This window comes from Cellulosimicrobium cellulans (assembly GCF_016921195.1).
Classification (GTDB): Bacteria; Actinomycetota; Actinomycetes; order Actinomycetales; family Cellulomonadaceae; genus Cellulosimicrobium; species Cellulosimicrobium cellulans_F.
Window position 1 is genome coordinate 1 of record NZ_JAFGYF010000018.1, and the last position, 25639, is coordinate 25639.

A 25639-nucleotide genomic window follows, 5' to 3' on the forward strand; every position below is an offset into this window, starting at 1 on the left:
GTCCTTGGGCTGGGGCGGCTTGTTCGGTTGGGTCCGGTCCGCGATGAACTGGTCCACCTGCTCCGGGTTCGTCAGCTCCGCGTCGGACTCCTCACCCTCGGCCTCCTCCGGCATCTGCACGTCCCAGTCGTCGACCTTCTGGTACTCGTCCGCCGCCATCCACAACGTCCCCGCCGACAGATCGTTCAGCACGATCACCTGCCGGTTCACCCGGTACTCCAGGCGCGCCTGCGGATCGATCCCCTCCAGGCGGGTGTCCAGGTCGCGGTCGGTGCCGTCGCAGTCACGGATCACCTGACCCGTCGAGGCCCACGCCCCGTACGTGCACGCCCCGAGCTGCACCGGGGCGCCAGGGCGCCCCTCGGCCGCGCGACGCAGGGCGTCCCCGCCCTTCAGCGGCTGCGTGACCAGTCCCGTAGTCGTCGCCACCACGACGTTCTCCGAGCCGGCCGACGGCTGCTGAAGGCGGGCCTCGGCGCCGCCGTCCAGCGCCACCGTCTTGCCACCGGGGAGAACGAGCTGCGACGCCGACCGGTCGAGGACCACCGGTCGGTCACCGACCGCGGTCACCTCGACCTCGGCGCCCTTCCCCACGGGGAGGGAGGACGACGTGGGGTCACCGTCCGCGGTGCCCTGGGACGTCGTCTTCACCGTCCACAACGTCCCCGTCGAGGGGATCGCCGCGAACACCGTCCCGTCCTGGGACACCGCGAGGTCGCCGCTCCCCTCGACCTCCGCCGTGGGCTCGGTCTTCTCCGCGTCGAACGAGCTTGCGCCGTCGAACGGCAGCACCCACAGCAGCCCCTCCTCGCCGTCGAGGATCGCCGTCGTCGCACCACCCGACACCACCTGCGCCCCCGCCGGCAGACGGACCTGCCCGTCCAGCTTGAGGTGCGCCACGCTCACCGGGGAGGCCGTGCCTGTGCTCGTGTCGTCGAGCAGCACCCGGCCCGCGTCCTGCTGCACGTCGAACGACGTGCTGCCCGCGTTCAGCGTCCCGTCCAGCGCCTGCGACTCGTAGTTGAACCGACCCAGCAGCCCGGCCGACGTCTTCGTCACCCACACGCCCGAGTCGTTCAGGTCCACGTCCGCCGTGGCCTCGCCCTCGTAGAGGAACGCCATGCCCACCAACGCCGTCGAGAACACCGACACGGTGCTCACCGACGCGACGGTACGGCGGTGCTCGCGCAGACGCGCCAGGAAACCCACAGGCCCTCCGAGGAGTTGGAACGGGAGACGATCGGCCCTCTTCCCCAGCCCCCTCGATCTCGCACGTACCAGGCGGCCCCACCGATCGCGCAACCGAGGATAACGGGGGACCGGGTGAAAACCGACACCCGTCCTATGGGGAGCACTCCCCACCCTGCACCTCCGGACGCCGCGGCCACGGCGAGCCTCGACTCCCCGGACGGGACGTCCGAGCAGGTCACCTCGGTGACGGAGGCAACGATGCCGTCAGGGCGCGCCGCCGGTCCTGGCCGCCGCGGACCGGGAAGAAGATCACCCTCGCGCGACGGTCAGGCGGCGCGGTCGGCGAGCGCCTCCGCGAAGGAGCGCAGGGCGTCGGTGACGGGGCCTGCGGGGAGCGCGTCGAGCTCCTCCACGGCGGAGCGCGCCCAGCGCACCGCGAGCGCCCGCGTCTCCCCGAGCACCTCGTGGCATCGCAGCGCGGCCACGGCCGCGGCGAGCGCGGCGTCGTCCGTGAGGTCCGAGTCGAGGAGCTCGACGAGACCCGCGTCCGCCTCGCTCGCCGTCCCGTTCGCGATCCGGGCGCGGAGCAGGAGGACGGGCATCGTCGGCACCTTCTCGCGCAGGTCGGTACCCGGCGTCTTGCCGGACTCGTCACCCGAGGACGCGAGGTCCAGCACGTCGTCGGCGAGCTGGAACGCGACCCCGAGCTTCTCCCCGTAGGCGGCGACGGTGTCGACGACGTCGGCCGGGCACCCGGCGAACATCGCACCGAGCCGCGCGGACGTCGACAGGAGCGACGCCGTCTTGTCGGCGAGCACCTCGAGGTAGTGCTCGACGGGGTCGTCGCCCTCCTCCGGACCGATCGTCTCGTGGAGCTGGCCCAGGCACAGCCGCTCGAACGTCCTCGCCTGGATCAGCACGGCCTCCGGCCCGAGCGCGGCGACGGTCGACGCCGCGCGCGCGAAGAGCAGGTCGCCCACCATGATCGCGACGGAGTTCCCCCAGACGGCGTGCGCCGACGGAGCTCCCCGACGCACCGGAGCGGAGTCCATGACGTCGTCGTGGTACAGCGACGCGAGGTGCGTGAGCTCGACGACGACCGCGGACTCCACGACCTCCGGACGCGTCCCGTCCCCGAGCTCGGCGGCGAGCAGGGTGAGCAACGGCCGCAGCCTCTTGCCCCCCGCGTTGACGAGATGGCGGGACGCGGTGTCGGCGAGCGGGTCGGCGTGCGCGACGGCGTCGCGCAGCCGGGCCTCGACCCCGGCGAGCCGCTCGGTGAGGGCGGCCGCGAGCTCGGGGTCCGAGATCGGGATCGCGGTGGTCGTCACGGGCGCGGTCCGGTCGCGCGGGCCGCGAGGCCCGGCGGGCACGGGCGGCACGGAAGGCACAGAGGTCACGGGACGAACTTAACCGCCTCGGCCGCCAGATCGAGAACCGGGGACGGGAACACACCGAGGAGGAGCACCCCGAGCGCGCACGCGGCGATCGCGATCGTCGTCGGGCCGGTCGACCGGACGACGGTCACTCCCGGTCCCTCGATCGCGCCGCCGTCGTCGCTCGCGTCATCCGCGGCCCCGCCTGCCGGGGCCGTGAAGAACATGAGCACGATGATGCGGACGTAGAAGAACACGGCGACCGCGGAGGCGAGCACGCCGACCACGGCGAGCACCCACGTCGAGCCGCCACCCTGCCCGTCGGGCCCGGCGATGGCCGCGCCGAACGCCGTGAACTTCGCCACGAACCCCGCGGTGAGCGGGATGCCCGCCATGGAGAGGAGGAAGAGGGAGAACGTGCCCGCGAGCCACGGGCTGCGGCGTCCGAGCCCCGCCCACTGCGCGAGGTGCGTCGCCTCCCCGAGCACGGCGACGGGCTGCTCCGTCGCCCCGTCCGTCACGTTGTCCGCGTCGGCTCCGTCCGACGCCCCCGCACCCACGGCCGCAGGCACGCGCTCGCGCACCGGCGCGGTCTCCCGCACCAGCGTGACGACGGCGAACGCGCCCACCGTCGCGAGGCCGTAGACGAGCAGGTAGAAGACCGTCGCGCGGAGGGAGAGCTGTGAGAACCCGACGACACCGACGAGGATGAAGCCCGCGTGCGCGATCGACGAGTAGGCGAGCAGGCGCTTGACGTCGGTCTGCACGGCACCGACGACGGTGCCGACGACCATCGTGAGCAGCGTGACGATCCACAGCGCGACGAAGAGGTCCTCGCGCGTCGCCAGGGACGACTGCGCGAGCCCGAGGCTCACGACGTACAGCACGCGCAGCAGCGCACCGAACGCCGCCGCCTTGGTGCACGCGGCCATGAAGCCGGTGATGGGCGTCGGGGCGCCCTGGTAGACGTCGGGGGTCCACGCGTGGAACGGCGCGGCGCCGATCTTGAACAGGAGTCCCGCGAGGATGAGCAGGACGCCGACGACGACGAGCCCGGGCATCGTGGCGAGCGGGCCCTCGGGTGCGGCGAGCGCCTGGAAGACCTCGACGAGGTCGACCGACCCGGCGAAGCCGTAGACGAGCGCGACGCCGAACACGAACAGCGCGGACGCGAACGCCCCGAGCAGGAAGTACTTGAACGACGCCTCCTGCGACAGGAGGCGACGGCGGCGGGCCATCGCCGAGAGCACGTAGAGCGGGAGCGAGAGCACCTCGAGCGCGACGAACATCACGAGGAGGTTGCCGGTCGCGGGGAAGATCATCATGCCGCCGACGGCGAAGAGCACGAGCGGGTAGACCTCGGTCTGCTCGAGGCCCTTGCGCCGAGTGAGGTCCTCGTACGGAGAGCCGGGGACGGCCGCCGCCGAGGGCGCGAACGCGTCCTGCCCGGTGGACGTCCGGTCGGCGATGACGAGGATCGCGAGGAACGCGAGGAGGACGACGATCCCCTGGATCGCGAGCCCGAACGGGTCGATCACCATCGACCCGCCGAGCACCCGCACCCCGTAGGGCGCGCCGTCGCTCCCCTGGACGGCCGGGTCCCGCCACAGCACGACGACGAGCGCGAACGCGGCGGCGGTCGCGAGCAGTGCGAGGACGACCTGCGTGGTCCGTCGCACGCGCGCCGGGACGAACGCCTCGATCAGCACACCGACGACGCCGGCACCCAGCACGACGAGGATCGGGGCGAGGTAGAGCCAGTCGACCGTGGGGGCCACGAAGGAGTCGTTCACGACTCGCTCCCTTCGTCGGTGCTACGGGTGAGGGACGACCCCTGGCTCTCGAAGGCGACCAGCTCGGTCCCCCCGGCGAACGGGTCGGAGCGCGGCGGGTCCTCGACGCCGGCGACCGCGAGGTCGGACAGGGTGACCTCGGCGGGCTCGCGCACGAGGTCGAGCGCGGGAGCCGGGTAGAAGCCGAGGACCAGGAGGACGACGATCAGCGGCGCGACGACCCACTTCTCGCGCGCCCCGAGGTCCGGGAGCTGGTCCAGCCCTTCACGGGTGCTGCCCGTGAAGATCCGCTGGTAGGTCAGCAGCACGTAGAGCGCGGCGAGCACGACGCCGAGCACCGCGACGAGCGCGGCCCACGGGCTGCGCGCGAACGTCCCGACGAGGACCATGATCTCGCTGACGAATGTGGACAGGCCCGGCAGCGAGAGCGCGGACAGGCCGGCCACGAGGAACGTCCCCGCGAGCACCGGGACCACCTTCTGCAGGCCGCCGTAGTCCGCGATGCGCTGCGAGCGCTCCGGGTGCCGGGCGATGAGGAAGCCCGCGAGGAGGAACAGGGCCCCCGTCGAGATCCCGTGGTTGACCATGTACAGCGACGACCCGGACACGCTGAGCGACGTGAACGCGAAGATGCCGAGCACGATGAACCCGAAGTGGGACACGGACGTGTAGGCGATGAGGCGCATGAGGTCGCTCTGCCCGATCGCCATGAGCGCGCCGTAGAGGATCGAGACCACGGCCAGCACGATCACGACCGGGGCCGCCCACGCGCTCGCGTGCGGGAAGAGCGGGAGGCACAGCGTGAGCATCCCGAACGTGCCGACCTTGTCCAGCACGCCCACGAGGAGCGTGGAGGTGCCCGCGGGTGCGTGCTGCGCGGCGTCGGGCAGCCAGGTGTGGACGGGGAAGAGCGGCGCCTTGATGGCGAACGCGAGGAAGAACCCGAGGAACAGCAGCCGCTCGGTCGTGACCGGCATCGGGTTCTCGGCGAAGTACCCCACGAGGTTCGACGTGAGGAACGCGTCCTCGGGGCGCGCGCCCGTCGCCGCGTCGATCGGCACCTGCACGTACAGCGCGATGACCGCCGCGAGCATGATCAGACCGCCCGCGAGCGAGAACAGCAGGAACTTCACCGCCGCGTAGCGTCGCCGCGCCCCGACCCCGAACCCGCCGATCATGAAGTAGACCGGGATCAGCATCGCCTCGAACAGCACGTAGAAGAGGAACACGTCGCGCGCGACGAACACCGCGACCATGAAGGCCTCGAGCAGCAGCACGAGCGCGAGGTAGTGACGCAGGCGACGCACGTCGCCGTCCTGCTCCTTCCACCCGGCGAGCACGACGAGCGGGACGAGCAGGACCGACAGCGCGACGAGCGCGAGCGCGACGCCGTCGGCGCCCACCGCGTAGCTCGCGCCGATCTGCGGGATCCAGGGGTACGTCTCGGCGAGCTGGTGCGTGCCGGCCGCGGACGTGTCGAACGCGGTGAACGCGCCGACGAGCAGGCCCAGCTCGACGAGCGCGGCGCCGAGCGCGATGCCGCGCACGGCGCGCAGGGCGCCCGCGCCGACGCCGCGCGTGCGGGCCGCGGCCGTGAGCCACACCGCCGCGGCGCCGACGACGGGCCACGCGACGAGCAGGGACAGCCAGGGGACGGAGGTGGTCATGGGTGTCTCCCTCTCAGCTCACGGAGCCGGTGGTCAGGGCGAGGACGACGGCGACGACCACCACGAGCCCGCCGAGCATCGTCGCGCCGTACGAGCGCACGTAGCCGTTCTGCCACCCGCGCAGCCACTCCCCCACCCGGCCGACGAGGCCCGCCAGGCCCATCCAGCCGCCGTCCACCATCTCCTTGTCGGCGTAGACGAGCGAGCGTGTGAGGTACTGGCCGGGGCGCATGAACACGGCCTCGTTGACGTCGTCCTGGTACAGGTCGCGACGGGCGGCGCGCGTGAGCACCGAACCCCGCGGGGCGCGGACCGGGACGCTCGACATCGCGTACTGGCGCCACGCGAGGGCCGCGCCCGCGAGGACGAGCAGGAGCGTCAGGGTGATGAGCGACCACACCGGGAGCACGGGCTCGTGGTGCTCGGCGTGCCCGGTGACCGGCTCGAGCCACGTGACGAAGCGCGAGCCCGCGGCGAGGATGCCGCCCAGCGCGACCGACCCGACCGCGAGGACGATCATCGGCCACGTCATGAGGCGCGGGGACTCGTGCGGGTGCTGGACCGGGCCGTCCTGCGGGCCGAGCCCGTCCACGGAGCCGCTGCCGTCGTTCCAGCGGCGGCGCCCGGAGAACGTCATGAAGAACAGGCGCGACATGTAGAACGCGGTGATCCCGGCGCCGAGCAGCGCGACGCCGCCGAACACCCACGCCCGCCACGGCTCGCCGTCGACGGGGACGAACGCGGCCTCGATGATCTTGTCCTTGCTCCAGAAGCCGGAGAACGGCGGGATGCCGAGGATCGCGAGCCAGCCCATCATGAACGTGATCCACGTGACCTTCATGTACCGCGCGAGCCCGCCGAACCGACGCATGTCGACCTGGTCGTCCATGCCGTGCATGACGGACCCCGCCCCGAGGAACATGCCCGCCTTGAAGAAGCCGTGCGTCACGAGGTGGAAGATCGCGAACGCGTAGCCGATCGGTCCGAGCCCGGCGGCGAGGATCATGTAGCCGATCTGGGACATGGTCGACGCCGCGAGCGCCTTCTTGATGTCGTCCTTGGCGCAACCGACGATCGCCCCGAAGAGCAGCGTCACCGCGCCGACGATCACCACGACGAGCTGGGCGGTGGGCGCGCCCTCGAAGATCGGTGCGGACCGCACGACGAGGTAGACGCCCGCCGTGACCATGGTGGCGGCGTGGATGAGCGCGGAGACCGGCGTCGGGCCGGCCATCGCGTCCCCGAGCCAGGCCTGGAGGGGGAACTGCGCCGACTTGCCGCAGGCCGCGAGCAGGAGCGCGATGCTCGTCGCGGTGAGCATCGCCGTCGACGCCTCAGGAGCCTCCGCGAACACCGTGGTGAAGTCGACCGCGCCGAACGTCGCGAACATGAGCATGAGCGCGACGATCAGGCCGATGTCGCCCACGCGGTTCATGACGAACGCCTTCTTGGCCGCGACGGCGTACGCGCGGTGGTGGTTCCAGAACCCGATGAGCAGGTACGACGCGAGGCCCACGCCCTCCCAGCCGACGAACAGCAGGAGGTAGGAGTCGGCGAGGACGAGCACGAGCATGGCCGCGACGAACAGGTTGAGGTAGGCGAAGAACCGGCGCCGGTCGCGGTCGTGCGCCATGTAGGCGACCGCGTAGACGTGGATCAGCGTGCCGACGAACGTCACGAGGAGCACGAACGTCAGGGACAGCGGGTCGATCCGCAGCCCGACGGCGAGGTCGAGGCCCCCCGAGACGATCCAGTCGAAGAGGCGGTAGTCCACGACCCGCTCGTCCACGGGCAGGCCGAGCATCGCGACGAAGAGGACCAGCCCCACGACGAACGCCGCGCCGGACATGAGGACCCCGAACCACGCGCCCCACCGGTCGCTGCGACGCCCGGCGAGCAGGAGGACGGCTGCCCCGAGGAGCGGGAGCAGCACGAGGAACGGTGCCGCGAGGAACGCGCCCGGCACGGTCTCGGACGCGGGCACGACGTCGGTCGCGGCCAGCAGTCCGCTCGCCGTGGGCAGGGCGGGAAGGAGCGTCGTCATCGGTGCCGGCCCCTCAGCTCTTGAGCAGGTTGACGTCGTCGACCGAGGCGGACCGACGGGTGCGGAAGATGGACACGATGATCGCGAGGCCGACGACGACCTCCGCCGCCGCGACGACCATGACGAAGAACGCGAGCACCTGCCCGGTCACGTCGCCGTGCATCCGGGCGAAGGTGACGAACGCGAGGTTGGTCGCGTTGAGCATGAGCTCGACGCCCATGAACACGATGATCGCGTTGCGTCGCAGCAGCACGGTCGCGGCGCCGATCGAGAAGAGGATCGCCGCGAGCACGAGGTAGTTGGTGAGCTCCATCAGTCCTCTCCTCCCCGGTTTCCTCCCGGGGTGGCTTCCGGGTTCGCGTCCGCGGGGCCGCCGGGCACGCGAGACCGGCCCGGGTCGTCCGGACCGGAGACGTCGCCCGCGGGCGCCTCGCCCTCCGGCTGGTCGGCGGTCGCCGTCTGCACCGTGCGCTCGTTCGCGTCCTGGGCCCGCAGCGCGGGCAGCGCTCGCAGCGGCTCGTGCTCGACGAGCACCTCGCGCTCGGCCTCGAGGATCGTCCCCGCCGAGCGCTCCTGGCCGCGGATGCGCAGGATGCGCGAGACCGACTCCTCGATGGGACGGCCCTGCGGGTCGAGCGCCGGGGTGTCCATGGCGTTGTTCTGCGCGTACACGCCGGGCGCGGCGAGCGGCGTGAGCCGGCCGCCCGAGGGCAGGGCCGCGACCTTCGCGTCCGCCTGCTCGCGCTGGCCGACCTTCGGGGTGAGGCGGCGCCGGTGCGTGAGCACGAGCGCCGAGACCGCGGCGGTGATGAGCAGGATGCCCACGACCTCCATCGCGAACACGTAGTCGGCGAAGAGCACCCGCGCGAGCGCGACCGGGTTCGTCACCGCGTTCGCGGCCTCGAGGCCGACCGCGGGCGGGAACGCCGCCTGCGAGACGACGCCCACCAGCACGGCCCCGAGGCCGAGCCCCAGCAGCACGCCGATCCAGCGCTGGCCGCGGATCGTCTCGACGAGCGAGTCCGACGCGTCGACGCCGACGAGCATGAGCACGAAGAGGAAGAGCATCATCACGGCGCCCGTGTAGACGACCACCTGCACGACGCCGAGGAACGACGCCTCCTGCGCGATGTAGAGGATCGCGAGGTCGACCATGACGAACATGACCGCGATGGCGGCGTGCACCGCCTTGCGCGCGAAGAGCAGCGAGAGCGCCGCGAGGACCATGAGGGGGGCGAGGACCCAGAAGAGGACCGCCTCGCCGCCGCTCGCGGTCACCGGGCGGCCTTCCGGGCCGACGGGCGCGCGGACCGCCCGGACGGCTGGGCGACCCGCCGGACCTCCGGGGGCGGCCCCGTGGGCTCGGGAGGGAGCGTCGGGTCGTCCGGACGGTGCTCGCGCACCCACTCCACCTGCTCGGCCACCGGGCCGTTCACCTCCCCGCGGTAGTACTCGGTGTCCGACGTCCCGGGCACCATCGGGTGCGGCGCGGCGAGCATCCCCTCGCGCAGCGGCGCGAGGAGGTCCTGCTTCTCCCAGATCATGCCCTCGCGCGTCGGCCCGGCGAGCTCGTACTCGTTGGTCATCGTCAGCGCGCGTGTCGGGCACGCCTCGATGCACAGCCCGCAGAAGATGCAGCGCAGGTAGTTGATCTGGTAGACGCGCCCGTACCGCTCGCCCGGCGACATGTGGCCGCCGTCGGGGAGGTCGGCGTTGTCCGCGCCCTCGACGTAGATCGCGTCCGCGGGGCACGCCCACGCGCACAGCTCGCACCCGATGCACTTCTCGAGCCCGTCGGCGTACCGGTTGAGCTGGTGCCGGCCGTGGTAGCGCGGCTTCGTCGGCACCTTCTGGCGCGGGTACTGCTCGGTGACCGTCGGGCGGAACATCGAGGCGAAGGTGACGCCGAACCCGGCGACGGGCGCGAGCGCCTCCCGCAGGCCCTTCGCCTGGGGGCGCCGGACCTCGTACTCGCCGGGCCGGTCCGGCTTCTGGTCGTCAGCCACGGTCGACCTCCTTGTCGTGGGGCGTTCGAGGTGTCCCGGACGTCCCGGGCGATCCCGCGTCGTCGGGCACGAGGGCGCGACGGCGCGGCGAGGGCGGGAGCGACTGCCCGGGCAGCGGCGGGACGGGGAACCCGCCCGCGAACGCGTCGAACGGCTCGGGCCCGGTGCCCGCGGCGCCGGGTGCCGCACCGGGCGGCGCCTTCTTCTCGGGCCAGAACCACACGACGACGACCACCACGAGGGCGAGCGCGACGGCGATGCCGACGAAGACGCGGAGGTCGACCTCGAGGAACTGGCGCACGGCCTGCGCGACGGCCAGCAGCACGAGCCACGCGAGCGCGAACGGGATGAGGACCTTCCAGCCGAAGCGCATGAACTGGTCGTAGCGCAGGCGCAGGAGCGTGCCGCGCACCCACACGAAGAAGAACATGACGGCCCAGACCTTGACGAGGAACCAGAGGATGGGCCACCAGCCCTCGTTGAACATCCCGTCGTTGATCGCGGACAGCGGCCACGGGGCGCGCCACCCGCCGAGGAACAGCGTCGTGGCGACCGCGGAGACGTTGAGCATGTTGATGTACTCCGCGAGGAAGAACCACGCGAACTTCATCGACGAGTACTCGGTCATGTACCCCGACACGAGCTCGCCCTCGGCCTCGGGGAGGTCGAACGGCAGGCGGTTCGTCTCGCCGACCATGGAGATGACGTAGATGACGAACGCCGGCAGGAGCGGGAGGAACCACCACAGCTGCGTCTGCGAGTCGACGATGCGCGACGTCGACATCGACCCCGCCATGAGGAACACCGAGACGAGCGACAGGCCCATCGCGAGCTCGTAGCTGATGACCTGGGCCGTCGAGCGGACGGACCCGAGCAGCGGGTACGTCGACCCGGACGACCAGCCGCCGAGCACGATGCCGTACACGCCGAGCGACGCGCACGCGAGGATGTAGAGCGTCGCGACGGGGAAGTCGGTGAGCTGGGCGGGCGTCACGTAGTCCGTGAACGGGATCTGCACCTCGGGCCCGAACGGGATGACCGCGAACACGAGCAGCGCGCAGAACACGGAGATCATCGGCGCGAGGAGGTAGACGAACTTGTCCGCCGCCTTGACGGTGATGTCCTCCTTGAGCAGGAGCTTCATCGCGTCGGCGAGCGACTGGAGCAGGCCGAACGGGCCGTGCCAGTTGGGGCCGGGCCGCACCTGCATGCGCGCGACGACCTTGCGCTCGAACCAGATGGCGAACAGCACGCTCGTCAGCAGGAACACGAGGATGAGGACGGCCTTGACGAGGTACGTCCACCCGGTGTCCTGCGAGAAGTTCGCCGTGATCCCGGGCACGCCCGGCGTCTCGGCAGCGAGCGCGTGGATCGCGTGGACGCCGCTCATGCGCCCTCCCCTCGGTCGGTGCTCACGGTCTCGAGGCGGACCACGTCGCCCGGCACCGCGCCGAGCGTCGCGTGCACGGACGAGCCCGGCGAGCGCAGGGGCAGCCACACGACGTGGTCGACCATGTCCGTCACGACGACAGGGAGCGTGATCGCGCCCCGGTCCGTCGAGACGCGCACGACGTCGCCGTCGAACACGTCGGCAGCGGCCGCGGTCGCCGCGGACAGCCGCGCCACGGGTCGCTTCGCCGTCCCGGCGAGGTAGCGCTCGCCGTCCTGGCCGCGCGCGTCGTCGAGCAGGAGCCGCCAGCTCGCGAGGACCGCGGTCCCCGGCGCGACGGCGGGCGGCTCCGTGGTCTCGACGTCCGGCGCGGCGGCGCGCTCGCCGTCCCACGCGCCGTCGCCCACGAGCTGGTCGAGCTCGGCGCGCACCGCGTCCACGGTCGGCAGGCCGAGCGGCACGCCCGCGGCGTCGGCCAGGGCGTCGAGCACGCGGTGGTCCGGCATGGCCGTGGACGCGAGCGCCGCCGGGAACGGACGCACGCGCCCCTCCCAGCTCACGTACGCCCCGGCCCGCTCCACGGGCGGCGCGACCGGGAGCACGACGTCGGCGAGCTCCGTGACCGCCGAGCGCCGCACCTCGAGCGAGACGACGACGTCCGCCGCCTCGAGCGCGCGACGCGCGTGCGCCGGGTCGGGCAGGTCGTCGAGCTCGAGCCCGCCGACGAGCGCGCCCGCGAGCTGACCGACCGACAGCGCGTCGAGCATCTCCCCGACGTCCCGGCCCGCGGTCGCGGGCAGCCCGGCGGCCCCGTCCTCCGTGGCGGCCACGCCCCAGACGGTCGCGACGTCCACGCGGGCCGCGGCGTCGGCGACCGGGCGACCGCCCGGCAGGAGGTTCGGCAGGGTGCCGGCCTCGACGCCGCCGCGCTCGCCGGCGCGGCGCGGGACCCACGCGAGGCGCGCCCCCGTCGCGGCGACCGCGCGCAGCAGCGCGCTGTACCCGCCGCGCGTCGCGGCGAGCCGCTCGCCGACGAGGATCACGGCGCCCGGCGCCCGGAGGGCGTCGCTCACGTCGGCGAGGAGGTCGGTGCCCTCCGCCTCGTCGAGCGTGCGGACCTGGTCGCCGGCGGCGATGCCGTCGAGCCACTCCGCCTCGGTGCCCGGCGCGGCCGGGAGGAGCGTGCCGTGCATGCGCTGCACGCCGCGCGAGGCGAACGGCGCGACGGAGAACACCCGCACGCCGTGCCGCAGCGCCCCCTTGCGCAGGCGCAGGAACGTCACGCCGGCCTCCTCCTCGGCCTCGAGGCCGACGAGCAGGACGGCGGGCGCCTTCTCGAGGTCGGTGAACGTCACCCCGCCGGGGTGGCCGACGGCGCGACCCGCGACGGCGTGCGCGAGGAAGTCCGCCTCCTCGGCGCTGTGGACGCGGGCGCGGTGGTCGACGTCGTTCGTGCGCAGCCACGTGCGCGCGAGCTTGGCGTACGCGTACGCGTCCTCGAGCGTGAGGCGCCCGCCCGGCAGGACCGCGACGCCCCCGGCGTCGCGTGCGCGCGTCAGGGCGTCCGCCGCGACCTCGAGCGCCTCGGCCCACGAGGCGGGGCGCAGCTCGCCGCGCGACACCGTCCCGTCCGGGGCGACCTCGCGGTCGCGCACGAGCGGGTGCGTGAGGCGGTCCGGCGCCGACTGCCAGGTGAACGCGAAGCGGTCGCGGTCGGTGATCCACTCCTCGTTGACCAGCGGGTCCTCGCCCGCGAGGCGGCGCAGCACGACGCCGCGACGGTGGTCGACGCGGATCGCCGACCCGGACGAGTCGTGCTCGGCGACCGACGGCGTCGAGACGAGGTCGAACGGGCGAGACCGGAACCGGTACGCGGCACCCGTGAGCGCGCCGACCGGGCAGATCTGCACGGTGTTGCCGGAGAAGTAGGACGCGAACGGCAGGCCCGACTCGTCCTCGAGCGCGAGCCCGACCGGGCGGTCGCCCGGCGCCTGCCCCGCGGGCGGGGCGAAGTCCAGCACCGCCTCGTCGAAGCGGCCGATCTGCTGCGCGGCACCGCGCTTCTGCAGGTCGATGAACGCGTCGCCCGCGATCTCCTGCGAGAAGCGCGTGCAGCGCTGGCACAGGACGCAGCGCTCGCGGTCGAGCAGGATCGTCGTCGAGACCGCGATCGGCTTGGGGAACGTGCGCTTGACGTCGACGAACCGGCTGGTCGCGCGGCCGTTGCTCATCGCCTGGTTCTGCAGCGGGCACTCGCCGCCCTTGTCGCACACCGGGCAGTCGAGCGGGTGGTTGATGAGCAGCAGCTCCATGATCCCGTGCTGTGCCTTGTCGGCGACGGGGCTCGTGCGCTGGGTCTTCACCACCATGCCCGGCGTCGCCTCGAGCGTGCACGACGCCTGCGGCTTGGCCATGGGCCGGACGTTGCCCTCGCGGTCCGGCGTCGCCACCTCGACGAGGCACTGGCGGCACGCGCCCGCGGGCTCGAGCAGCGGGTGGTCGCAGAACCGCGGGATCTGGATCCCGATCTGCTCGGCCGCGCGGATCACGAGCGTGCCCTTCGGCACGGACATCTCGACGTCGTCGATCGTGAACGTCACGTGGTCCGCGGGGACCGGTGGCTTGGCCGCGCCACCCGTGGGTGCGGCTGCCGAGCCGGTGCCCGCGGCGGGGGTCGTGGTCGTCATCAGTGCACTCCTGCGGTCAGGACGCGGGCCGGGCGGGGCGTGTAGTCGAAGAGGGCCGAGGCCGCCGGGTCGAACGGGCAGCGGTGCTCCGTGATGTGCGCCTCGTACTCGTCGCGGAACAGCTCGATGCTGCTCGTCACGGGCGACGTGGCGCCGTCGCCGAGCGCGCAGAACGCGCGGCCCAGGATGTTGTCGCACGTGTCGAGGAGGAGGTCGAGGTCCGCCTCCGTGCCCTGGCCCGCCTCGATGCGTGCCAGCACCTGCTTCATCCAGTACGTGCCCTCGCGGCACGGCGTGCACTTGCCGCACGACTCGTGCGCGTAGAAGTCCGTCCACCGGCTCACGGCCCGCACGACGCACGTCGTGGAGTCGAAGAGCTGCAGCGCGCGCGTGCCGAGCATCGAGCCGGCCGCCGCGACCGACTCGTAGTCGAGGGGCGTGTCGAGGTGGGCGTCGGTGAACAGCGGCGTCGACGAGCCGCCCGGCGTCCAGAACTTCAGCGCCTTGCCACCGCGCATCCCGCCCGCGAGGTCCAGGAGCTCGCGCAGCGTCGTGCCGAGCGGCGCCTCGTACTGGCCGGGACGCGTCACGTGACCCGAGAGCGAGAACAGGCCGAACCCCGCCGAGCGCTCCGTGCCCATCGACGTGAACCAGTCCGCGCCGCGCGCGACGATCGACGGCACGCTCGCGATGGACTCCACGTTGTTGACGACCGTCGGGCGCGCGTACAGGCCCGCGACCGCGGGGAACGGCGGCTTGAGCCGCGGCTGCCCGCGGCGGCCCTCGAGCGAGTCGAGCAGCGCCGTCTCCTCGCCGCAGATGTACGCGCCCGCGCCGGCGTGGACCGTGACGTCGAGGTCGAAGCCGGAGCCCTGGATGTCCGTGCCGAGGTACCCGGCCTCGTACGCCTCCTCGACCGCGCGCAGCAGCCGGCGGTACACGTGCAGCACCTCGCCGCGCACGTAGATGAACGCGTGGCGGCACCCGATCGCGTACGACGTGATCGCCACCCCCTCCACGAGCGCCTGCGGGCTCGCGAGCATGAGCGGGATGTCCTTGCACGTGCCCGGCTCGGACTCGTCCGCGTTGACGACCAGGTACCGCGGGCCGCCGTCGGGCGCGGGCAGGAAGCCCCACTTCATGCCCGTGGGGAACCCGGCGCCGCCACGGCCGCGCAGGCCCGACGCCTTGACCGTCGCGACGACGTCACCGGGCTCCTGCCCCAGCGCCGCGCGCAGGCCCGCGTAGCCGCCGCGGTCCAGGTAGGACGCGAGCGTCCAGGACCGGTCCGCGTCCCACGTGTCCGACAGGACCGGGGTCAGCGGGTCCGGCGCCGGGCGGGTCTCGGTGCTCTGCTGCTCGCTCATGCGTCCGCTCCCTTCGACGGGTCGGGCTTGGTGCCGGGCGACTCGGCCTTGCCGCCGGGGTCGACGTCGGCGTCGGTCGTCGCCTCGCGGTCGGCGCTCGACTGCTCGCCGCCCGTCACGGGCTTCTCGGGAGCCGGCTCGCCTGCCGGGGTAGAGGCCTGGTCCGACGAGGTGGAGGCCTGGTCGGTGGTGGGGGCGGTCCAGCCGTGCTCGCGCGCGAGGCGCAGCCCGGCGAGGGTGGGCTCGCCCGCGCCGACGCCCTCGTCGGCGCGACCGTCGGGGAAGCCCGCGAGGACGCGGCTCATCTGCTTGAAGGTGCACACGCTCGCGGCGCCGCGGGTGGGGGCGACGGGCTCGCCCGCGCGGAGGCGGTCGACGACGTCCGTCGCGCTCGCGGGGGTCTGGTTGTCGAAGAACTCCCAGTTGACCATCATCACGGGCGCGTAGTCGCAGGCCGCGTTGCACTCGACGCGCTCGAGCGTGATCGCGCCGTCCTCGGTGGTCTCGTCGTGCCCGACGCCGAGGTGCTCCGACAGCTCGTCGAAGATGGCGTCGCCGCCCATGATCGCGCACAACGTGTTCGTGCAGACGCCCACGGTGTAGGTGCCGTTGGGGTGGCGCTTGTACTGCGTGTAGAACGTCGCGACGGCGGAGACCTCCGCCGCGGTGAGGCCGAGCTGCTCGGCGCAGAACAGGATGCCGTCGCGCGAGACGTAGCCGTCCTCGGACTGCACGAGGTGCAGCATCGGCAGCAGCGCCGAGCGCGACTCGGGGTAGCGCGCGACGATCTGCGCGGCGTCGGCGGCGAGGCGCGCCGTCGTCTCCGCGTCGTACCCGGGGCGCGGCCCGCCGGCGGGCGCGCCGTTCGTCGCAGGTCCGGCGTCGATGGTCATCGGTCCACCCCTCCCAGCACGGGGTCCAGCGAGGCGACGGCGACCACGACGTCGGCCACCTGGCCGCCCTCGCACATCGCCGCCACGGCCTGGAGGTTGTTGAACGACGGGTCGCGGAAGTGCGCCCGGTAGGGGCGCGTGCCGCCGTCGGACACGAGGTGCACCCCGAGCTCGCCGCGTGGGTGCTCCACGGTCTGCCATGCCTGCCCGACCGGGACGCGGAAGCCCTCGGTGACGAGCTTGAAGTGGTGGATCAGGGCCTCCATGGAGGTGCCCATGATCTCCTTGATGTGCTCGAGCGAGTTGCCCTGACCGTCGCTCCCGATCGCCAGCTGCGCGGGCCACGCGATCTTGCGGTCGCCCACCATGACGGGCTGCCCGGCCGTCACCTCGAGGCGCTCGAGGCACTGCGCGACGATGTGCAGCGACTGGTAGCACTCCTCGAGCCGGAGCACGACGCGGTCGTAGCAGTCGGCGCCCGTCGAGGTCGGCACGTCGAAGTCGTACGTCTCGTAGCCGCAGTACGGGTCGGCCTTGCGCACGTCGTACGGGTGGCCGGTCGAGCGCAGCACGGGACCGGTGACGCCGAGCGCCATGCAGCCCGCGAGGTTGAGGTGCCCGACGCCGACGAGGCGGCCCTTGAAGATCGGGTTGGCGAGCATGAGGTCGCCGAGCTGGCCGAGGTACCGCCGGATGAGCGGGTCGGCCTTGCGGACCTGCTCGACGAGGTCGGGTGGCACGTCCTGCGCGACGCCGCCGGGCCGCACGTACGCGTTGTTCATGCGCAGGCCCGTGACGGCCTCGAAGATCCGCAGGATCTCCTCGCGCGCGGTGAACGCGACGGTCATGACGGTCGTCGCGCCCATCTCGTTGCCGCCGGTGCCCAGGCACACGAGGTGGGACGCGATCCGGTTGAGCTCCATCATGAGCACCCGGATGACGCTCGCCCGCTCGGGGACGTCGTCCGTGATGCCCAGGAGCTTCTCGACCGCGAGGCAGTACGCCGTCTCCTGGAACAGCGGCGCGAGGTAGTCCATGCGGGTGCAGAACGTGACGCCCTGCGTCCACGTCCGGTACTCCATGTTCTTCTCGATGCCGGTGTGCAGGTAGCCGATGCCGCACCGCGCCTCGGTGACGGTCTCGCCGTCGATCTCGAGCATGAGGCGGAGCACGCCGTGCGTGGACGGGTGCTGCGGGCCCATGTTGACGACGATGCGCTCCTCGCCGAGCGCGGCCGCGGCGACGGCGCTCTCGGCGACGTCCGCCCAGTCGCCGCCCGACGCCTCGAAGCTCGGGACGCCCTGGTCGAAGTCGCCCACGGGCGGCTTCGTGGCGTGCGGGGCGGCGCCAGGGGCGCCCGTGGTGTGCGTGCTCACGAGTACGACCTCCTCGTGTCGGGCGGGGGCACGGTCGCGCCCTTGTACTCGACGGGGATCCCGCCGAGCGGGTAGTCCTTGCGCTGCGGGTGGCCCGGCCAGTCGTCGGGCATCTCGATGCGCGCGAGCGACGGGTGCCCGTCGAAGACGATCCCGAAGAAGTCCCACGTCTCACGCTCGTGCCAGTCGTTCGTCGGGTAGACGGACGTCGTGGTCGGCACGTGGGGATCGGCGTCGGGCACCGACACCTCGAGCCGCAGCCGCCGGCCGTGGGTGATCGACGTCAGGTGGTAGACGGCGTGCAGCTCGCGGCCCACGTCGTGCGGGAAGTGCACGCCGCTCACGCCGAGGCTCAGCTCGAACCGCAGGTCCTGGTCGTCGCGCAGCGCTCGGCACACGTCGACGAGGTGGTCGCGGTGCACGTGGATCGTCAGCTCGGCGTGCGGGCCGGGCGGGTCCACGACGACGCGCTCCACCGCGGCCTCGAAGCGCGTGCCCTGCTCGGCCAGCACCTCGGCCAGCACGTCGACGACCTCGTCGAACCACCCTCCGTAGGGGCGCGGGCTCGCGCCGGGCATCGCGACGGGCTGGACCAGCCCGCCGTACCCGGACGTGTCGCCCGAGCCGCGGACGCCGAACATGCCCTCGCGGACCTCGACGACCTCGAGCGTGCGCGGCGCGCCGGCCCCGGTCACCAGGTCGCCCGACCGCGGGCCGTTGACCTCCTCGGGCTGCGGCACGGGCGTGCCGCCGCTCTTCTCGTCCGTCACCGCAGCAGCCCCTTCATCTGGAACGTGGGCGTCGCCTCCAGCGCGGCCGCCTCGGCGGCGCGCGCCGCCTCCTTGCGGTTCACGCCGAGCGGCTCGTGCTGGATCTGCTCGTGCAGAGCGAGGATCGCGTTGATGAGCATCTCCGGCCGCGGCGGGCAGCCCGGCAGGTAGATGTCCACGGGCACGATGTGGTCGACACCCTGCACGATCGCGTAGTTGTTGAACATGCCGCCGCTGGACGCGCACACGCCCATCGACAGCACCCACTTGGGCTCGCTCATCTGGTCGTAGACCTGCCGCACGACCGGGGCCATCTTCTGGCTCACGCGCCCGGCGACGATCATGAGGTCCGCCTGCCGCGGCGAGGCACGGAAGACCTCCATGCCGAAGCGCGACAGGTCGAACCGCGACGCCCCGGCCGCCATCATCTCGATGGCGCAGCACGCCAGCCCGAACGTCACGGGCCACAGCGACGCCTTGCGCAGGTACCCCGCGAGGTCCTCGATCGTGGTCAGCAAGAAGCCCGAGGGAGCTTCCTCGATCCCCATGGTGTTCTCCTAGTTCTCTCGCCGGCGGTCTCTCGGCCGTGCGCTCAGTCCCATTCCAGGCCGCCCCGGCGCCACTCGTAGACGAACGGGACGGTGATGAGCGCGAGGAACGCGAGCATCGCGACGAGGCCGAAGGTCGCGAGCGTCGCGAAGTCGACCGCCCACGGGTAGAGGAAGACGACCTCGATGTCGAAGACGATGAACGTCATGGCGACGAGGTAGTACTTGATCGGGAAGCGCCCGCCGCCGATCGCGTGGGGCGTGGGCTCGATGCCACACTCGTACGCGTCGAGCTTGGCGCGGTTGTACCGCTTGGGGCCGATGACCGCGCTCGCGGCGACCCCGCCGAGAGCCAGCACGGCGGCCACGCCCATGAGGACGAGCAGCGGGACGTACGGGTTGGTCATCGCGTACTCCTCGAGTGGGGGCTCGGGACGGGAACGCCCGGGCGGTGCCCGGGAAGACCTGCAGGTGGAGCGAGTGCCGGCGTCGTTGCCGGCCCACCTCGTGGGCTCATGACGATGGCACCACCCTCGTCAGCCCCGCGATGACGCGGTCGACCCAGTCGCCTCCGCGGGGCTCGTAGCAGTCGGACAGGAGCTTGAGGACGAACCGCATGACGACCGGGCGCGGGAGCCCGTAGCGCGTGCAGATCCGCATGATCTCGGGGTGCTCGATGAGCTTCACGAAGTACCTGCCGAGCGTGTAGTAGCCGCCGAGCTCGCGGCGCATGATCCGCGGGTACGTCTGGAGCGCGCGCTCACGGCCCGAGTCGGTGAGACGCACGCGCGACTGCGCGACGACGTCGGCCGCCGCCCGCCCGGCCTGCATCGCGTACGCGATGCCCTCGCCGTTGAACGGGCTCACCATGCCGCCCGAGTCGCCCACGAGGAGCACGCCGCGCGTGTACAGCGGCGTGCGGTTGAAGCCCATGGGCAGCGCCGCGCCGCGCACCGGGGCGAGCCGGTTCTCCTCCGTGAACTCCCACTCGGCGGGCGCGTTGCGCATCCACGTGGCGAAGAGGTCCTTGTAGTCGACGTTGGCCGCGGACTGGCGCGCGGGCGTCGAGCTCACCGAGCCGAGGCCGACGTTCGCCGTGCCGTCGCCGAGCGAGAAGATCCATCCGTAGCCCGGCAGGAGGTTCGACTCGCGGGGCGTGCCCTCCCACAGCTCGAGGTGGGACTCCATCCACGGGTCGTCGTGGCGGGGCGTGCGGAAGTAGGTGCGGACGGCGACGCCGATCGGGCGGTCCTCGCGCCGCGCGAGGCCGAGCGCGAGCGCGAAGCGCGACGAGACGCCGTCGGCGGCGATGACGACGGGCGCGCGGTACGTGACCTCTTCTCCGGCGCGCCGGCCCTTCTCGTCCACGGGGCGCGCGGTCACGCCGACGACGCGGCCCGTGCGCTCGTCGAGGACGGGACCGGTGACGGCCGTGCGCTCGAGCAGCTTGGCGCCCGTGCGCTGCGCGTGCTCGGCGAGCGTGCGGTCGAACGAGTGGCGCGCGCGGGCCATGCCGTAGCTCGGGTACGACGCGAGGTCCGGCCACGCGAGCTCCCAGGAGCGGCCGCTCGCGACGACGCGCAGCCCGCGGTTGCGGATCCAGCCGTCCTCGGCGCGCGTGGGGACGCCCATGCGCACGAGCTCCGCCACGGCACGCGGCGTCAGGCCGTCGCCGCAGATCTTGTCGCGGGGGAACGAGGACTTCTCGAGCAGGAGGACGCTCAGCCCGGCCGCGGCGCAGTAGTGGGCTGCCGCAGAGCCTGCCGGACCCGCACCGACGACGATGACGTCGGCGTCGTCGAGCCTCGCGCCCACCGTGCTCACCTCACCGTCCGGTCGTCGGGTCACCTCGTGGTGGTCCACCGTGCCCCGGGCTGGGACACGGCGCATCCACGGTCCTTGTGAAGTCGGTCACAATGGACATCGCCACTCTAGTCACTCCCGGCGCGAGATGTGTAGCAAGGTGACCCTTCCCTGGGAGATCCTGTGACGAAGGTCCTCCCGTGCGCCGGCTCCCGACCCTGTGGCTCGGGACGACCGGGCAAGGGTGCCGGCCGCCCGATCGCCTAGCCTCCCGCGCGTCCGCCCCGGCTCCCGGCTGCCCGCTCCCCGACGTCGCCGCAGGTCACCGTCGCCCTCGCCCGCCGAGCAGCTCGCGCGCGCGACGCTCGCGACGGCGCAGCCGCGCGCGGGACGCGACCAGCGCGACGAGGAGCGTGACGACCGTGCCCGCGCCGACGAGCGCTCCGAGCGTCGCCCAGTGCACCTCGTCCGTGAGCACGGCGACGGCCGACCCGGCGAGGACCCACGCGACGACCACGAGCACGGCCACGCCGATGCTCCCCCAGGGCCGGCGCGGCGCGAGGACCGCCCGGCGGACGCTCACGACGTCGACCGCGGTCATGACGTCGTCCCCGCGCGCGCCGGCGCCGGGCGCGGGGACCGAGTAGAGGGGCGTGCCGTCATCGGTCACGCGCACCTCGACGAGCACGCGCGGCCGCGCGTCCTGCCGGACGGCGACCGTGCCCCGCCGCGGGGTGAGCTTGCCGAGCGACGTGCGGGCGCCGTGGGCGCGCAGGTGGGCCGCCAGGTCGACCGCGGCGGCCTTGACCCGGGCGCGTCGTTCGCCGTCCTCTGCGGCCGACGCTCGCGCGCGGTGCCCTGCGCGCGAGAGCGGTGCGGGGGTCGTGGGCGTGGCGGACATTCGGGCTCCCTTCGCACGGGCGTCGCCCGGCGACCGTGCCGGCGCGGCGGCGCGGGACCGCCCCGCGCGCCACCGGACGTTAGGAGCGCAGCCTGGGACCTCCCTCGGACGCGGCTGAGAACTTCCTGCCGAGACGACCGAGCAGCACGCCGGTGCCGGTGGCGAGCACCGCGGCGACGGCGAGCCACCAGGCGTCGGCCCCGGTGCGCGCCAGGCCCGGACCGGTCGGGGGCTGCCCGGCGGGCGGTCGGACGGCGTCCGCGACGCCGACGAGGTGCACCGCCTCCAGGACCCCGGCGACCGAGCGGCGCGTGGAGGACGGCGCGTCCGCCGACATCGCGACGCCCACCTCCACGCGGGCCGCCTCGCCGGGGTCGAGGACGGGTCCCGCCCAGGTCGCGGCGTCCGGCTCGGCGCCGTCCAGGCGGACGTCGAGCCACGCGCCGAGCCCCGCGCCCCCGGCGGTGGGGTCCACGTCGTCGGCGAGGTCCACGAGGACGCGTGCCGCCGTCGGGCCGTCGTTGCGGACCCACAGGTCGCGCTCGACCGTCGAACCCGGCACGACCAGCGCGTCCGGCCCGAAGAGGGACGCGGGCAGCTGCGTCGCCCACGTCGCGCCGTCCGTGCTCAGCCGGAGCGCCTCGTCGCCCCCCGGCGCCGTGTCGGCCGCCGCCGCGGCAGGCGCCCCCGACCCAGCGAGCAGGACCGCGAGCAGCACCCCGGCGAGCGCGCGGTGCGTCGTCCGCCCCGGACCCCGGGTCACGTCGCCACCGCCGAGGGCGACCGCCCACGCCGGCCGCGCTCGCGCAGCCCGGCCACGACCTGCCAGGCGCCCCAGGCGAGGAGCCCGGCGGCAGCCACGACGGCGACGGTGCGGCGTGTGTCCCCCGAGACCGCGGAGCTCACCCACCCGAGCAGCGGGACCGCGTAGACGACCGTCCCGCGCACCTGCACGGGTCGGACCGGTTCGGGGTCGGGGGCCGCGTTGGCGTCACCCCGGGTCGTCAGGACGCGCTCGTCGCCCGCCCCGACGCCGACGGCGACGACCCGGTGCGTGACGACCTCCGGCCGGCCCGACGCGAGCTGGTAGGTGACGACGTCGCCCGGGACGACGCGCTCGACCGCGACCGGCCGCACGACGACCATCGTGCCGGGCGGGTAGGTGGGGCGCATGGACCCGGTGAGCACCGTGTACGGCGTCGCTCCCAGCACGAGCGGCACCACGACCCCGACGAGCGCGAGCACGACCGCGCACGCCAGCGCGAGCGCGCCGAGCGCCCGGGCGAGCGGCCCGTGCCGCCGGGCCCCGTCCCTGGCGTGCCGCCGCTCAGGCACAGGAGACCCCCGACAGCCCGGTCCCCGCGACGAGCGCACCACGGACCGCGACCGCGCCGCCCGGGGCCGAGACCCACCCGGAGTCGTGCACCGACTGCACGCCGACCTGCAGCACCGTCCCGCCGAGCAGCAGGTCGAGGATCGACTGGAGGAGCCCACCGAGCAGGGACTCGGTGACGACGAGCTGCGTCGCCGTGGTCTCGGTCGTCGTCGACTGCCCGCCTCCCGCGATCGTGACGCGGTAGCGCGCGGGAGCGGGAGTCGGCGCCGTCCACCGGACGGTCGCGCTGCGATTGAGGGTCGTCCCCGTGGTGGTGCACGTCGTCCCGGTCGGGGCCGGGACCGTCCCCGCCGACACGGTCGTCGACAGCGACGCGCTCGCCGTCCACCACGCCACGGCCGGCGCGCCGACGAGCGCGAGCACCACGGCCAGCGCGGCGACGACCCGGAGCCGAGCGCGGCGCGTCACGACGGCCTGCTCTCGAGCGTGACCGTCACCGCGACCTGCCCGCTCTGCCCCTGCCAGTCGCCCGGGCTCCCCGCGGGCAGCGTGTAGCGGACGCACACCTGGGTCGTCGCGCCGCGCGCGTACGTCTGCGGGCTGAGCGTCCCGGCCGGAAGAGCGGTCCCGGTGCACGTGGCCCCCGGGTAGAACGCGACGGTCGGCCGCACGACGCCGTCGTACGCCACCGCGAGCCGGTACCGCCACGTCCCGTCGCCGGTGTGCGTCACGGCGACCACACCGTCGCGGGACTGGCCCGGCAGCATCCCTGCCAGGTCGGGGACGGTCTGCCACGACGTCTGGACGCCGAACGACCCCGACCGCACCTGCGCGCCGCTCACCGCCTGCGACGCGGACCACGTGGCCCACGCCGCACCCGCGGAGAGCGGCAGCGCGGCGAGCACGAGCACGACGACGGCGCGCACGGCACCTCGCCGTGCGCGCGCGGCACGGCCCGGCTCGCCGCGGCGATCGGCTCCCGCGTCAGGACGCGGGACCGGGGTGCGGGCGCGGCGGCGGGAGAGCTCGACGCCCACCGCGGGCCTCTCAGAGGTGCTGCTCGAGCGTGAACGTCAGGCTCGACAGGTTCACCACGGAGCTCGTCGCGACCTGGTCGGGCGTGGCGGCGTCGAACGTCAGGGTGACGTCGGCGTCGACCGCCGGGTACGCAGCCGTGGACGGCGCGACCTCGAACGTGCCGTCCCCGTTGGGCGTCGCCCACGACGGCGGGCCGTCGAGCGCGAACGTCACGTCGAGCGCGTCGAGGAGCGCCTGGTCCCCCGTGAGGCCGTCCGTGCCGCTGACGGCGAGCGTCGCCTGGAGCGAGTCGCCGATCGCGGTCACGGTGATCGGCTGGCTGAGGGCCAGCACGTCGCCCGGGACGATGCGGACGGCGGTGACGTCTGCGACCGTCGTCCCGTTGAGCGTCCAGGCCGCGGTGCCCAGCGCGAGGTCGAGGTCACCCGAGCTGATCTCCCCCGACTCGGCGACGGCCTGCGAGTCGGACCACAGCGCGTAGGTCCCGGCCCCGCCGAGGAGGAGGAGCGCCCCCGCCCCGATCGCCAGCGCACCCTTGGTCAGACGTTCCATGTCCTGCCCCTGTCATGCCGCGCGCGGCCCCGTCGGCCGCGCTCTGCCCCGACCGTAGGTCGGGTGCCGCGGGACGGCTCGCCCAGACGCCGGGCGGGCCGGGTGAAATCCCCGTCGGCCCGGCGCGGACGACGGCGCCGTCAGGCGGGGCGCGTGCCGCGGTGGAGCGCGACGATCCCCCCGGAGAGGTTGCGGTAGGCGACCTTCTCCCAGCCCGCGCGGAGCAGGAGCCGGCCGAGCCGGACCTGGTCGGGCCAGGCCGCGATCGACTCCGCGAGGTACTGGTACGACCCGCCCTCGCGCGTGACCGCGGCGGCGATGCGGGGCAGGGCCTGCACGAGGTACTCCTGGTACACGACGCGGAACGGCGCCCAGGTCGGCGTCGAGAACTCGCAGATCACCACGCGACCACCCGGCCGCACGACGCGCAGCATCTCGCGCAGCGCGCCCTCGGTGTCGACCACGTTGCGCAGCCCGAACGAGATCGTCACCGCGTCGAACGTGCCGTCGGCGAACGGCAGGTGCGTCGCGTCGCCCGCGACGAACGGGAGGTCGGGCCGGCGCTCCTTGCCGACCTGGAGCATCCCGAGCGAGAAGTCGCACGGCACGACGCGCACCCCGTCGTCGGCGAACGGCTCGGACGACGTCCCCGTCCCGGCCGCGAGGTCGAGGACCTTCTCGCCCGGCAGCGCGCCGACCGCGCGCACCGTCGCCCGGCGCCACGCGCGGTCCTGCCCGAGCGACAGGAGGTCGTTCGTCAGGTCGTAGCGCGAGGCGATGCCGTCGAACATCGACGCGACCTCGGAGGGCTTCTTGTCCAGGTTGGCGCGGGGCATGCCGCCCATGCTTCCACGTCCGCGGGCGACGGGCCGCACCCGGACCCCGCACCGCAGGGCGCACC

The 25639-nt window shown here is 73.4% G+C and carries 23 protein-coding genes and 1 pseudogene; all 24 read right to left on the minus strand.

The annotated features are described in order from the left end of the window. Positions 1-1161, minus strand: a pseudogene (locus JN535_RS19910) (Ig-like domain-containing protein); the annotation flags it as partial. 356 nt (positions 1162-1517) lie between these two features. Continuing rightward, on the minus strand, positions 1518-2522 hold the full coding sequence (locus JN535_RS19915; protein WP_205207586.1) for a polyprenyl synthetase family protein: 1005 nt from the start codon (positions 2520-2522) through the stop codon (positions 1518-1520). Between the two features lie 65 nt (positions 2523-2587). Beyond that, positions 2588-4360 carry an NADH-quinone oxidoreductase subunit NuoN gene (gene nuoN, locus JN535_RS19920; protein ID WP_205207543.1) on the minus strand — a complete coding sequence of 591 codons (1773 nt, stop codon included), beginning with the start codon at positions 4358-4360 and terminating at the stop codon, positions 2588-2590. Further along, positions 4357-6027, minus strand: a complete 1671-nt coding sequence (locus JN535_RS19925) for an NADH-quinone oxidoreductase subunit M (RefSeq protein WP_205207544.1) — start codon at positions 6025-6027, stop codon at positions 4357-4359. The genes nuoN and JN535_RS19925 overlap by 4 nt, the downstream gene beginning before the upstream one ends. Before the next feature lie 13 nt (positions 6028-6040). After that, positions 6041-8071, minus strand: a complete 2031-nt coding sequence (gene nuoL, locus JN535_RS19930; RefSeq protein WP_205207545.1) for an NADH-quinone oxidoreductase subunit L — start codon at positions 8069-8071, stop codon at positions 6041-6043. Positions 8072-8084: 13 nt separating this feature from the next. Continuing rightward, complete coding sequence (nuoK, locus tag JN535_RS19935) at positions 8085-8384, minus strand: NADH-quinone oxidoreductase subunit NuoK (protein WP_205207546.1); 300 nt, start codon at positions 8382-8384, stop codon at positions 8085-8087. Beyond that, positions 8384-9349: an NADH-quinone oxidoreductase subunit J gene (locus tag JN535_RS19940; protein WP_205207547.1), complete on the minus strand. Its 966-nt coding sequence runs from the start codon at positions 9347-9349 to the stop codon at positions 8384-8386. The genes nuoK and JN535_RS19940 overlap by 1 nt, the downstream gene beginning before the upstream one ends. After that, positions 9346-10077 carry an NADH-quinone oxidoreductase subunit NuoI gene (nuoI, locus tag JN535_RS19945; RefSeq protein WP_205207548.1) on the minus strand — a complete coding sequence of 244 codons (732 nt, stop codon included), beginning with the start codon at positions 10075-10077 and terminating at the stop codon, positions 9346-9348. Before nuoI ends, JN535_RS19940 begins: the two co-directional genes overlap by 4 nt. Continuing rightward, positions 10070-11467 carry an NADH-quinone oxidoreductase subunit NuoH gene (nuoH, locus tag JN535_RS19950; protein ID WP_205207549.1) on the minus strand — a complete coding sequence of 466 codons (1398 nt, stop codon included), beginning with the start codon at positions 11465-11467 and terminating at the stop codon, positions 10070-10072. The genes nuoI and nuoH overlap by 8 nt, the downstream gene beginning before the upstream one ends. After that, positions 11464-14154 carry an NADH-quinone oxidoreductase subunit G gene (locus JN535_RS19955; RefSeq protein WP_205207550.1) on the minus strand — a complete coding sequence of 897 codons (2691 nt, stop codon included), beginning with the start codon at positions 14152-14154 and terminating at the stop codon, positions 11464-11466. Before JN535_RS19955 ends, nuoH begins: the two co-directional genes overlap by 4 nt. Further along, positions 14154-15521: an NADH-quinone oxidoreductase subunit NuoF gene (gene nuoF / locus JN535_RS19960; protein ID WP_205207551.1), complete on the minus strand. Its 1368-nt coding sequence runs from the start codon at positions 15519-15521 to the stop codon at positions 14154-14156. Before nuoF ends, JN535_RS19955 begins: the two co-directional genes overlap by 1 nt. Next, positions 15518-16414 (minus strand): NADH-quinone oxidoreductase subunit NuoE, encoded by an 897-nt coding sequence (gene nuoE / locus JN535_RS19965; RefSeq protein ID WP_205207552.1) that lies wholly within the window; start codon positions 16412-16414, stop codon positions 15518-15520. The genes nuoF and nuoE overlap by 4 nt, the downstream gene beginning before the upstream one ends. Then, positions 16411-17790 (minus strand): NADH-quinone oxidoreductase subunit D, encoded by a 1380-nt coding sequence (locus JN535_RS19970; RefSeq protein ID WP_205207553.1) that lies wholly within the window; start codon positions 17788-17790, stop codon positions 16411-16413. Before JN535_RS19970 ends, nuoE begins: the two co-directional genes overlap by 4 nt. Beyond that, positions 17787-18560 carry an NADH-quinone oxidoreductase subunit C gene (locus JN535_RS19975; protein WP_205207554.1) on the minus strand — a complete coding sequence of 258 codons (774 nt, stop codon included), beginning with the start codon at positions 18558-18560 and terminating at the stop codon, positions 17787-17789. The genes JN535_RS19970 and JN535_RS19975 overlap by 4 nt, the downstream gene beginning before the upstream one ends. After that, positions 18557-19108, minus strand: a complete 552-nt coding sequence (locus JN535_RS19980; protein WP_141389599.1) for a NuoB/complex I 20 kDa subunit family protein — start codon at positions 19106-19108, stop codon at positions 18557-18559. The genes JN535_RS19975 and JN535_RS19980 overlap by 4 nt, the downstream gene beginning before the upstream one ends. 44 nt (positions 19109-19152) lie before the next feature. Beyond that, a complete protein-coding gene (locus JN535_RS19985; protein WP_047234407.1) occupies positions 19153-19515 on the minus strand; it encodes an NADH-quinone oxidoreductase subunit A in 363 nt (120 codons plus the stop codon). Positions 19516-19621: 106 nt separating this feature from the next. Next, the gene (locus JN535_RS19990) at positions 19622-20956 is read right to left on the minus strand and encodes a geranylgeranyl reductase family protein (RefSeq protein WP_307869029.1); all 1335 of its coding nucleotides are present in this window, start codon (positions 20954-20956) and stop codon (positions 19622-19624) included. A gap of 277 nt (positions 20957-21233) precedes the next feature. Beyond that, positions 21234-21812: a hypothetical protein gene (locus tag JN535_RS19995; protein ID WP_205207556.1), complete on the minus strand. Its 579-nt coding sequence runs from the start codon at positions 21810-21812 to the stop codon at positions 21234-21236. Between the two features lie 79 nt (positions 21813-21891). Then, complete coding sequence (locus JN535_RS20000; protein ID WP_205207557.1) at positions 21892-22575, minus strand: hypothetical protein; 684 nt, start codon at positions 22573-22575, stop codon at positions 21892-21894. Beyond that, entirely contained in the window at positions 22572-23147 is a 576-nt protein-coding gene (locus tag JN535_RS20005; RefSeq protein ID WP_205207558.1) for a signal peptidase I, read from the minus strand. Before JN535_RS20005 ends, JN535_RS20000 begins: the two co-directional genes overlap by 4 nt. Further along, positions 23140-23616, minus strand: a complete 477-nt coding sequence (locus JN535_RS20010) for a hypothetical protein (RefSeq protein ID WP_205207559.1) — start codon at positions 23614-23616, stop codon at positions 23140-23142. The genes JN535_RS20005 and JN535_RS20010 overlap by 8 nt, the downstream gene beginning before the upstream one ends. Next, positions 23613-24074, minus strand: a complete 462-nt coding sequence (locus JN535_RS20015) for a hypothetical protein (protein WP_205207560.1) — start codon at positions 24072-24074, stop codon at positions 23613-23615. Before JN535_RS20015 ends, JN535_RS20010 begins: the two co-directional genes overlap by 4 nt. 121 nt (positions 24075-24195) lie before the next feature. Further along, positions 24196-24738, minus strand: coding sequence for an alternate-type signal peptide domain-containing protein (locus tag JN535_RS20020; protein WP_205207561.1), 543 nt, complete (start codon positions 24736-24738; stop codon positions 24196-24198). A gap of 140 nt (positions 24739-24878) precedes the next feature. Next, positions 24879-25574 carry a demethylmenaquinone methyltransferase gene (locus tag JN535_RS20025; RefSeq protein ID WP_205207562.1) on the minus strand — a complete coding sequence of 232 codons (696 nt, stop codon included), beginning with the start codon at positions 25572-25574 and terminating at the stop codon, positions 24879-24881. Between the last annotated feature and the right edge of the window lie 65 nt (positions 25575-25639).

What these genes read in the sequence shown, in the direction of transcription:
- nuoK (WP_205207546.1), bottom strand. Translation starts at nt 8,384, where the DNA reads ATGGAGCTCACCAACTACCTCGTGCTCGCGGCGATCCTCTTCTCGATC.
- nuoE (WP_205207552.1), bottom strand. Translation starts at nt 16,414, where the DNA reads ATGACCATCGACGCCGGACCTGCGACGAACGGCGCGCCCGCCGGCGGG.
- nuoH (WP_205207549.1), bottom strand. Translation starts at nt 11,467, where the DNA reads ATGAGCGGCGTCCACGCGATCCACGCGCTCGCTGCCGAGACGCCGGGC.
- JN535_RS19980 (WP_141389599.1), bottom strand. Translation starts at nt 19,108, where the DNA reads ATGGGGATCGAGGAAGCTCCCTCGGGCTTCTTGCTGACCACGATCGAG.
- nuoF (WP_205207551.1), bottom strand. Translation starts at nt 15,521, where the DNA reads ATGAGCGAGCAGCAGAGCACCGAGACCCGCCCGGCGCCGGACCCGCTG.
- nuoL (WP_205207545.1), bottom strand. Translation starts at nt 8,071, where the DNA reads ATGACGACGCTCCTTCCCGCCCTGCCCACGGCGAGCGGACTGCTGGCC.
- JN535_RS20020 (WP_205207561.1), bottom strand. Translation starts at nt 24,738, where the DNA reads ATGGAACGTCTGACCAAGGGTGCGCTGGCGATCGGGGCGGGGGCGCTC.
- JN535_RS19985 (WP_047234407.1), bottom strand. Translation starts at nt 19,515, where the DNA reads ATGACCAACCCGTACGTCCCGCTGCTCGTCCTCATGGGCGTGGCCGCC.
- JN535_RS19925 (WP_205207544.1), bottom strand. Translation starts at nt 6,027, where the DNA reads ATGACCACCTCCGTCCCCTGGCTGTCCCTGCTCGTCGCGTGGCCCGTC.
- JN535_RS19995 (WP_205207556.1), bottom strand. Translation starts at nt 21,812, where the DNA reads ATGTCCGCCACGCCCACGACCCCCGCACCGCTCTCGCGCGCAGGGCAC.
- JN535_RS20025 (WP_205207562.1), bottom strand. Translation starts at nt 25,574, where the DNA reads ATGCCCCGCGCCAACCTGGACAAGAAGCCCTCCGAGGTCGCGTCGATG.
- JN535_RS19955 (WP_205207550.1), bottom strand. Translation starts at nt 14,154, where the DNA reads ATGACGACCACGACCCCCGCCGCGGGCACCGGCTCGGCAGCCGCACCC.